This is a genomic window from Arthrobacter sp. HMWF013 (assembly GCF_003061105.1).
Taxonomy (GTDB): Bacteria; Actinomycetota; Actinomycetes; order Actinomycetales; family Micrococcaceae; genus Arthrobacter.
This window is the reverse complement of sequence record NZ_QAIQ01000344.1, coordinates 1-7,410: the sequence shown is the minus strand read 5'-3', so window position 1 is coordinate 7,410 and position 7,410 is coordinate 1. Positions and strand designations below refer to the sequence as shown.

The 7,410-nt window shown below is 63.4% G+C and carries 8 protein-coding genes and 1 pseudogene; all 9 read right to left on the bottom strand.

Features of this window, described 5'->3' with window-relative positions; genetic code table 11:
- A partial coding sequence (locus DBR22_RS13045; protein ID WP_146187498.1) for a DEAD/DEAH box helicase occupies nucleotides 1-593 on the bottom strand: 593 nt, incomplete at its 3' end.
- Between the two features lie 24 nt (nucleotides 594-617).
- Nucleotides 618-1,412, bottom strand: coding sequence for a twin-arginine translocase subunit TatC (gene tatC, locus DBR22_RS13040; protein ID WP_108599377.1), 795 nt, complete (start codon nucleotides 1,410-1,412; stop codon nucleotides 618-620).
- A 48-nt stretch (nucleotides 1,413-1,460) separates the two neighbouring features.
- The gene (tatA, locus tag DBR22_RS13035) at nucleotides 1,461-1,751 is read right to left on the bottom strand and encodes a Sec-independent protein translocase subunit TatA (protein ID WP_108599376.1); all 291 of its coding nucleotides are present in this window, start codon (nucleotides 1,749-1,751) and stop codon (nucleotides 1,461-1,463) included.
- 32 nt (nucleotides 1,752-1,783) lie between these two features.
- The gene (locus tag DBR22_RS13030; RefSeq protein ID WP_108599375.1) at nucleotides 1,784-2,134 is read right to left on the bottom strand and encodes a hypothetical protein; all 351 of its coding nucleotides are present in this window, start codon (nucleotides 2,132-2,134) and stop codon (nucleotides 1,784-1,786) included.
- Between the two features lie 10 nt (nucleotides 2,135-2,144).
- A complete protein-coding gene (locus DBR22_RS13025; RefSeq protein ID WP_108599374.1) occupies nucleotides 2,145-4,127 on the bottom strand; it encodes a helix-turn-helix transcriptional regulator in 1,983 nt (660 codons plus the stop codon).
- 115 nt (nucleotides 4,128-4,242) lie between these two features.
- Nucleotides 4,243-4,638, bottom strand: a complete 396-nt coding sequence (locus DBR22_RS13020; protein WP_108599373.1) for an FKBP-type peptidyl-prolyl cis-trans isomerase — start codon at nucleotides 4,636-4,638, stop codon at nucleotides 4,243-4,245.
- Between the two features lie 50 nt (nucleotides 4,639-4,688).
- Nucleotides 4,689-5,618 carry an FKBP-type peptidyl-prolyl cis-trans isomerase gene (locus DBR22_RS13015; RefSeq protein WP_108599372.1) on the bottom strand — a complete coding sequence of 310 codons (930 nt, stop codon included), beginning with the start codon at nucleotides 5,616-5,618 and terminating at the stop codon, nucleotides 4,689-4,691.
- 113 nt (nucleotides 5,619-5,731) lie between these two features.
- Complete coding sequence (gene pafA / locus DBR22_RS13010) at nucleotides 5,732-7,096, bottom strand: Pup--protein ligase (protein WP_108599371.1); 1,365 nt, start codon at nucleotides 7,094-7,096, stop codon at nucleotides 5,732-5,734.
- A gap of 1 nt (nucleotide 7,097) precedes the next feature.
- Nucleotides 7,098-7,410, bottom strand: a pseudogene (locus tag DBR22_RS13005) (proteasome subunit alpha); the annotation flags it as partial.

Below are 7,410 nucleotides of genomic sequence, written 5' to 3'. Positions count from 1 at the left end.
GTGTCCAGCCACGCGCCAAACTCTTCTGCATTGGACACGGTGGCGCTGAGCGATGCCACCTGGACTTCACTGGGAAGGTGAATGATGACCTCCTCCCAGACAGCGCCCCGGAACCGGTCCGCGAGGTAGTGCACTTCGTCCATGACCACAAAGCCAAGGTCATCCAGTGTGTCCGAATCGGCGTAGAGCATGTTCCGGAGGACTTCAGTGGTCATGACAACCACGGGGGCGTCACCGTTGATGCTGGTGTCACCCGTCAGCAGGCCTACGTTTTCCGCACCGTATTTCTCGGCGAGTTCGGTGAACTTCTGGTTGCTGAGCGCTTTGATGGGCGTGGTGTAGAAGGCCTTGAGGTGGCGTTCCAGTGCGAGGTAGATGGCAAACTCACCCACGATGGTTTTTCCTGCACCGGTGGGGGCCGCAACCAGCACTCCCCTGCCTTCCTGCAGTGACCTGCAGGCAAGACGCTGGAAATCGTCGAGTTCAAAATCCAGGGTGCGGACAAAACCGCCCAGATAGGTGCCTGCCTCGGCTGTGCGCTCCGCGCTGGCCCGGTAACTTTCAGAGGGCGAGAGCGGCTCGGAAATAGACATACCTCAAGCCTAGTGCGCCCGGCGCTACAGGTTTTTCAGTTCGCTGCCCGGAGTCGCAGTGTCGGCTGTCGCGTCAGTCTCGGCGGCGCGTTTCGCGAGCCGGGCATCACGCCGTTTGTCGTTGAAAATACACAGGCCGATCGCAGCGAAAAACAGGACCAGGAGCGGCGCAGCCAGCAGGAACATGGACAAGGCATCGGTGCCCGGCGCGGCCAGGGCGGCGAGGACAAAGACCAGGAAGACGATGATCCGCCAGGCTTTGAGGATCGTTTTGCCCCTGACCACACCCGCCATGTTGATGCCCACCAGAATCACCGGGACCAGGAAGGAGATTCCCAGGATGAGGAGCATCTGCGAGGTGAACGTAAGGTAGTCGGTGGCCGAGATGTTGTTGGCGCCGGTGGCGGGCGTGAACTGGAGAAGCGCCCGCACCACGGTCGGGAATACCAGCCAGGCAACAAAAACCCCGGCCAGGAACAAGGGCACGGCTGCCGCCATAAAGCCGAGGGTGTAGCCGCGTTCCTTCCGGGTCAGCCCCGGGGTGATGAACGCCCAGACCTGGTAAATCCATACCGGGCTGGAAATCACCAGGCCGATCTGGATGGCGATCTGGATCTTGAACGCGAAAGGATCCGCAATGGTGGCAAAGTTCAGCACCGCAGTGCGCCCGGTTTCGCGCGCAATGGTGACCAGTGGTTCCGAGAGGCTGGCCACCACCGGATCGTAGAGGAACCAGCCGCCCACGGCGGCAAGCAGCACAGCAATCGCCGATTTGATCAGCCGGTTCTTGAGTTCCTTGAGGTGGTCCCAAAGAGCCATCCGCCCCTCAGGGTTGGACTTACGGCCCCGCGTCAGTGCCACTTTGCGTTAAGCGCGGTTCGACGGCGGTACGTCAGTGCCGTCAGTCGGCTCACCGGGCTGGGTAGGTGCAGGCTTTGCCTGCGGGTGGTTTACAACCTTGCCCTCCACAGGACCCGAAGCGTCGGGGGTGGATTCAGTCTTGCCGTCGTTCTTCATCTCCTTGACCTCGGATTTGATGATCCGCATGGACTGGCCAAGGCTGCGGGCCATGGCGGGGAGCTTGGGCGCCGCAAACAGCAGCAACGCAACGACGATAATAATGACAATTGGCCAAGGGCCATCAAAGAGTCTTCCCACGGGAAATCCTTTCCTCTTACAACATCCTACGTCTAACTGAAATCCAGATCGCGAAGTGACTGCGGCTGGCCACGGTCCGTCTTGCGCTGTACCCGCCTCAGGCGGCGGTCCTCCCGGCGGGATGACTTGGATGCGTGGTAATCATGTCGCATCCGGGCCGGGGTAGCAAAAATCGCCTCTCCCGGCGGAACCGATGCAGAAGGCCGCAGCTGCTCGGGGGCGGCGGCGAGCGGTGCCAGATGACCGATTTTTTCTCCGGCGGCGCCCAGATCCTTCACTGTGGCCATGAACTGGCGGTACAGCCGGATACCCAACAGGACATAGAAAAGGAGGGATAGCGCGACGAGCGCTATCCAGATCAGGATCCAGGACCACCAAGGCATGCTGAAAAGTCTAGCCGCCGTACCGTGTTAGGGCCGCTTCGATCCAGTTCCGCGCCGTTTGGGCGAGGTCGGAGGGTTCCAGAATCCGGGCAGCCCCACCATGTTGGGCCACAAGCATCGGGAGCCACGCTGTGCTGCCGAACCTGATTTCAGCTACGAGGCCGCCGTCCGGCAGTGGGGCCACCCGCTCGGCGTAGTAGTCATCCGCCAGGCCGGCACCCTGCCTGGTGAGCTGCACCAGGACGGTGGTGTCGTCGTCGTTCGGTGTGAACAGCTTGGCCGGGAACCCTTCCTCCGGCCGCATGTGGCTGGAAGCCGGTTGTCCGTTGGGACGGACTTCCTGGACCCGGTCCAGCCGGAAGTTCCTGAGCCCCTGGGCCGAATGGCAGTAAGCCTCGAAGTACCACGTGTTATCCAGCGAGTAGAGGCGCAGCGGGTCAACATCGCGCTCGGACACCTGGTCTCGCTGGGCGGAAAGGTAGACCAGGCGAAGCTGGGATGTGGTCCGGACCGCATTCCGGACCGTTTCCAGGACAGCTGAATCGGCGGGTCCCACTGCGGGACCGGAGAGCGAGCCGGCGCGCAGCCCCTGTTCCCCGGCGGCTGCCATCAGCTTGAGCGTCACCGACTCCAGGGCACCGCCCTCCGCAAGGCCCGGAAGCCCGTTGAGTGTCTCCAGCCCGGTCAGGAGCGCGCACGCTTCCTCGACGGTGAAGCGCACAGGCTTCTTGAGGTCCAGGTCCTCCGTGATGTAGACGTGGCCTTCCTCCCAGTGGATGTCCAGCAGGTCGTCAGGGTATCCCCCGGGCAGTCCGGAGCAGATGAGGATCCGCAGGTCGCCTTCGAGCTCTTCGGGTGTGATGCCGAACCTTGCGGCAACCTCCCGGATGTGCAAACCCTGGTTATGTACCAGGAAGGGCACCAGTTGCAACATGCGCTTGAGCTGGTCCTCTGAGGTGCGTTTGCGGACGGTCGGGGTTCGCGTCGGGTCGGAGAACCGGTAGGAAGGAACCGGTGCGGCGCAGAAGGCTGCGGCGCCGCGAAGCCTCTGGCGGACGGCAGCGACAAGTTCTCGAGGTTCGATCGCCACGGCGTCGGGACCATAGGAGGCAAGTTCCTCTGCCAGTGCGTCGCTGTCCCTGAAGCTGAGGACCAGCCGTTCGAAGCCGGCGTCGGGTGTGCCTTGGACTGCTTCGGATGCGATACAGGCGCGCCGGCGCAGTGCCAGGAGGCGGCCCTCGCGGACGTCGACGACGGCGGTCCGGAGCGGCAGTTCAGGAAGTTGGTCCAGGGCCTCACGGATATTGAAGGCCGTTGGCGGTGCATAGCTTTCCTTGTTCAGCACCGTCACAGGGCCGGTGAACCGGGAGAGCCGGAAGTGGCGTGCCGCGCGGCGTGAACGGTCATACCCGGTCAGGTACCAGTGCCCAAACCGGCTGCCCAGTCCCCACGGCTCCACCGTCCGCTGTTCCTCCTGACCGGTGCTGCCGGCCAGGTAATCGAATCGGACAGGATGCTGGGAGTGCATGGCGCCTACGAGATCGTCAAAAGCCTGGCCCGCCGGCCGGATCCGGGGCTGCACGCCAACGGGAAGCTGGACGTCGGCGAGGGTACTGGAGGCCTGCAGCTTGCGGAGGGCGTCCGCCGCGGCAGTCCCCAGTGCGGCGCGTTCCCAGAGCTGGGATGCCAGGAGCAGGACCGCCCACTCCCCCGGGCTGAACTGCACATCAGGCAGCCGGTTGGACTCCTTGCCGATCCGGTAGCGCGTGGTGGCAGCGTCATCCTCCCACCCCGTGTCCGTGACGGCTTCGATGTCGAAGCCGAACTGCCGGAGATCGTTTTTGTCCCGCTCGAACATCCTGCCGAAGGCGGTGTCGCTGCCGGAAGTATCGTGGTAGACCTTCTCCCGCAGCTCCGAACGGCGCAGGCCGTATGTGGTGTTCAGGAGGGCGATCAGCAGGTTGAGCAGACGTTCAGTACGGGATGCGGACACTCTGGCTACGTTACTAAAATCCGCTGCGGAAAGCAGAAAGCGCGGCAACAACAGGAAAACAGCTCCTGATTGTTACCGCGCCTTCGAATGGCTCTACCCAGGCAGGGAACCTATGTCAGCGGACGCCGACGAGGTCCACCACGAAGATCAGCGCTTCGTTGGGGCCGATGGCTCCACCGGCCCCGCGGGAGCCGTAGGCGAGCTCAGAGGGAATCTCCAGCCGGCGCCGGCCGCCCACCTTCATGCCGAGAAGCCCCTGGTCCCAGCCCTGGATGACCTGGCCCACTCCTACGCGGAAGTCCAACGGAGCGCCCCGGCCCCAGGATGCGTCGAACTCTTCGCCGGTGGACCAGGCCACGCCGACGTAGTGGGTGGACACGGTGTCACCCTTCTTGGCCTCGGCACCGTCGCCTTCGATGAGGTCGGTGATGACCAGTTCGGTGGGAACGTCGCCTTCCGGGAAGTCAATTTCCGGCTTCTGGCGGTCGAAGTCGCGCTGACCAAATGACATTGTTGCTCCTTTGATGTGAGGTTGCTAAAGCAAGGTAACCGTTGGAAAGATTACTTGGCGCCGAGGATGTCCACAACGAAGACAAGGTCACCCTTGGCTTCGCCCTGGCCCTCGTCGCCGTACGCAAGGTCCTTGGGGATGACCAGCAGGACGCGTGATCCTACGGTCTTTCCCGCCAGGCCCTGGGTCCAGCCCTTGATGACTCCGGTCAGCGGGAAGCTGGCCGTTTCACCGCGGTCGAAGCTTGAATCGAACTTGGTGCCGCCCACCAGGGTGACGCCTACGTAGTTCACGGTCAGGGTGTCAGTTTCCTTGACTTCCGCGCCCTTGCCCTTGATGAGGTCCTGGGACACCAGGGCCGTCGGAGCAGCTGCCCCTTCAACGTTGATCTCGGGAACGCCCTCGCCGTTCTCGGTGACCGTCGGCAGGCCGGCCGGCGGTGTCACGGTGTCCCCTTCGGGCTTCTCGAGGGCGGGAGTGACGTCCTCGGCGGAGACTATTTTGATGAGCAGGAGCTGCGTGGGCTGGGCTTCGGCTCCCTCAGCGGCAGCCTGGCCGGGAATGGCGAGGGCCAGGTTGGAACCGACTTTGGAACCCACAAATGCGTTGTAGATGACCGGGCTGCCGGTCTGCAGTTCCTCGTTGAGCTCCAGCGGTTCGGGTTCGCCGGCGAAGGTGTCCTCCAGGGTCGAGCCGTCGGCCCCGCTGAGGGCGAGGATGGAAATGTTGGCGACCTGGTTGGCCTTCACCAGTTCCCCATTACCTTCGGTGACCACCTTGACGGTGGGCTCCGTTACCTCAAGCGGCTTGGTGAACTCAACGCCGGGAGCCGTTTTGTCCCCGTTGTCCGTCAGTTTCAGGGAGTCGAACTTGGCAGTATCACCTGCAGCCTGGCTGGTGGGTTCCGGTGCTGCGGGAGTACCGCTGCAGGCGGTGAGCAGCAGCAGACCGGGGATAAGGATTGCTAGGATTCGGCGCACGTAAGAGAACTTTCGTCGGGGCAGGGTGGACGCAGTGCCGGGACACAGGGTGCCTCGGCGCCGCTTCGGGGCCAAAGAACGGCCCTGTCAAGGATAGCCCCTGAACCTGAACGTCAGCCCATAGAGTCCAACAGGGCATCCACCCGGTCGTCGACGCTCCGGAACGGATCCTTGCACAGGATGGTCTGGTGCGCCCGGTCATTCAGCTTCAAATGCACCCAGTCAACGGTGTAGTCCCGTCCCAGTTCCTGGGCCCGCCGGACGAAGTCCCCCCTCAACTTGGCCCGCGTGGTTTGCGGCGGCGCGTCCACGGCGTCCTTGACCACGGTGTCATCCACCACCCGCCGGACGGCACCGCGTGCCTGCAACAGGTAGTAAAGCCCGCGGGTCCGCGAAATGTCATGGTAGGTCAGGTCCAGCTGCGCAATCCTGGGCGCATCCAGCCCCAGGCCGTGCCGCTCGCGGTAGTTATCCATCAGTTTTTTCTTGATGGCCCAGTCGATTTCGGTGTCGATGGTTTTGGTGTCGCCGCTTTCAATGGCCTTCAGCGTCCGTTCCCAGAGATCAAGGATGAGGGGGACATGCGGGTTGTGGGCGCCGTGTTCCTGGACAAAGGCCGTCACCTTGGTCAGGTACTCCTGCTGGATCTCCAGTGCCGTCAGCTGCCGGCCGTTGGCCAGGCGCACCAGGGCCCGTCCACTGAGGTCGTGGGAGATTTCGCGGATACTGCGGATCGGGTTCTCCATCCGCATGTCGCGCATGATCACTCCGGCTTCAATCATTCGCAGGATGAGGTCCACTGTGCCTGCCTTGAGCAGTGCAGTGGTCTCGGACATGTTGGAGTCGCCCACAATGACGTGGAGGCGCCGGAAGAACTCGGCGTCGGCGTGTGGCTCGTCCCGGGTGTTGATGATGGGACGGGACCGTGTGGTGGCTGAGGATACGCCCTCCCAAATGTGGTCCGCCCGCTGCGAGAAGGCGTAGGTGGCGCCATGCGGCGTCTTCAGGATCTTGCCGGCGCCCGCGATGAGCTGGCGAGTCACCAGGAAAGGAATCAGGATCTCGGCGAGGCGGGAGAATTCGCCCCGGCGCGGGATCAGGTAGTTTTCATGGCTGCCGTAGGAGTTACCGGCCGAATCAGTGTTGTTCTTGAACAGGTAGACCGTGCCGTTGAAGCCCTCAGCGGCCAGCCTCGCCTGTGCTTCGTCCACGAGGTCGTCAAGGATCAGTTCCCCGGCACGGTCGTGGGCGATGAGCTGGGCAAGGTCGTCACATTCAGCGGTGGCGTACTCCGGGTGCGAGCCGACGTCGAGGTACAGTCGTGAACCGTTGGTCAGGAAGACGTTGGACGAACGGCCCCAGCTCACTACCTTGCGGAACAGGTAGCGGGCCACCTCCTCCGGCGCCAGCGGGCGTGAATCGGGACTCGAGTACGAGATCCCGAATTCGGTTTCAATGCCAAAGATGCGCTTGTCCATCTCAGTCCTCCTCAGCCAGCAACGCCGTGATGTCGGCGTCGTTCAGTCGTCGGAAGGCGCGCCGGGAACCCCGGGAGGTCTCCGACTGCCGGTCCAGGACCGCTACCTCAACAGCTTTGGCGGGCGAGGTGCCCGCGGCGTCCTGATCGGCGTCGGTGGTCAGGGCGCCTATGGCCAGCCGGACTGCCCCGGCAAACCGCAGCGACGACCGCCAGCCGCCGGCAATGGAAGCCGAGACCCGTTCCGCCTGGCCACCCATCACAATGAAGCCGTGTTCGTCGGCGATTGAGCCGTCAAAGGTCAACCTGTAGAGG